Annotated in this window: 1 rRNA gene; it reads right to left on the bottom strand. The window is 50.7% G+C overall.

Annotated elements, in window-relative coordinates:
• Nucleotides 1-48: 48 nt before the first annotated feature.
• Nucleotides 49-1,584: ribosomal RNA gene (locus tag CXF76_RS00660) — 16S ribosomal RNA — on the bottom strand.
• Nucleotides 1,585-1,721: the final 137 nt, after the last annotated feature.

Here is a 1,721-nt window from a genome sequence, read left to right as displayed (position 1 = left end):
TAACAATCATCTGTGTGGACACTACGAACAAATAAGTTCTAAATCGTATAAGGAGGTGATCCAGCCCCAGGTTCCCCTAGGGCTACCTTGTTACGACTTCACCCCAGTCATGAATCACTCCGTGGTAAACGTCCTCCCGAGGGTTAGACTATCTACTTCTGGAGCAACCCACTCCCATGGTGTGACGGGCGGTGTGTACAAGGCCCGGGAACGTATTCACCGCGTCATTCTGATACGCGATTACTAGCGATTCCGACTTCATGGAGTCGAGTTGCAGACTCCAATCCGGACTACGACGCACTTTAAGTGATTCGCTTACTCTCGCGAGTTCGCAGCACTCTGTATGCGCCATTGTAGCACGTGTGTAGCCCTACACGTAAGGGCCATGATGACTTGACGTCGTCCCCACCTTCCTCCGGTTTATCACCGGCAGTCTCCTTAGAGTTCTCAGCATTACCTGCTAGCAACTAAGGATAGGGGTTGCGCTCGTTGCGGGACTTAACCCAACATCTCACAACACGAGCTGACGACAGCCATGCAGCACCTGTATCAGAGTTCCCGAAGGCACCAAACCATCTCTGGTAAGTTCTCTGTATGTCAAGTGTAGGTAAGGTTCTTCGCGTTGCATCGAATTAAACCACATGCTCCACCGCTTGTGCGGGCCCCCGTCAATTCATTTGAGTTTTAACCTTGCGGCCGTACTCCCCAGGCGGTCTACTTAATGCGTTAGCTTTGAAAAACAGAACCGAGGCTCCGAGCTTCTAGTAGACATCGTTTACGGCGTGGACTACCGGGGTATCTAATCCCGTTTGCTCCCCACGCTTTCGTACATGAGCGTCAGTGTTGACCCAGGTGGCTGCCTTCGCCATCGGTATTCCTTCAGATCTCTACGCATTTCACCGCTACACCTGAAATTCTACCACCCTCTATCACACTCTAGTTTGCCAGTTCGAAATGCAGTTCCCAGGTTGAGCCCGGGGCTTTCACATCTCGCTTAACAAACCGCCTGCGTACGCTTTACGCCCAGTAATTCCGATTAACGCTCGCACCCTCCGTATTACCGCGGCTGCTGGCACGGAGTTAGCCGGTGCTTCTTCTGTCAGTAACGTCACACATGATGGGTATTAACCACCACGCTTTCCTCCTGACTGAAAGTGCTTTACAACCCGAAGGCCTTCTTCACACACGCGGCATGGCTGCATCAGGCTTGCGCCCATTGTGCAATATTCCCCACTGCTGCCTCCCGTAGGAGTCTGGGCCGTGTCTCAGTCCCAGTGTGGCTGATCATCCTCTCAAACCAGCTAGGGATCGTCGCCTTGGTGAGCCATTACCTCACCAACTAGCTAATCCCACTTGGGCCAATCTAAAGGCGAGAGCCGAAGCCCCCTTTGGTCCGTAGACATTATGCGGTATTAGCAGTCGTTTCCAACTGTTGTCCCCCACCTCAAGGCATGTTCCCAAGCATTACTCACCCGTCCGCCGCTCGTCAGCAAAGTAGCAAGCTACTTTCTGTTACCGCTCGACTTGCATGTGTTAGGCCTGCCGCCAGCGTTCAATCTGAGCCATGATCAAACTCTTCAATTAAAAAGTTTTATGTCTTTCGACAGCTCAATGAATTCTGAATTTATTTTAATATCTTTCGATATTGAATTGACTGTGCCGAATAATTACCGAAATAACTATTCTGTTGGTCACTCAGTTTTCAATTGAGACTCTAATTT

The sequence above is a fragment of the Pseudoalteromonas sp. 78C3 genome, assembly GCF_002836695.1.
Lineage (GTDB): Bacteria > Pseudomonadota > Gammaproteobacteria > Enterobacterales > Alteromonadaceae > Pseudoalteromonas > Pseudoalteromonas arctica.
Note: the sequence above shows the minus strand (reverse complement) of the source record. Positions and strands in the feature narration are given on the sequence as shown.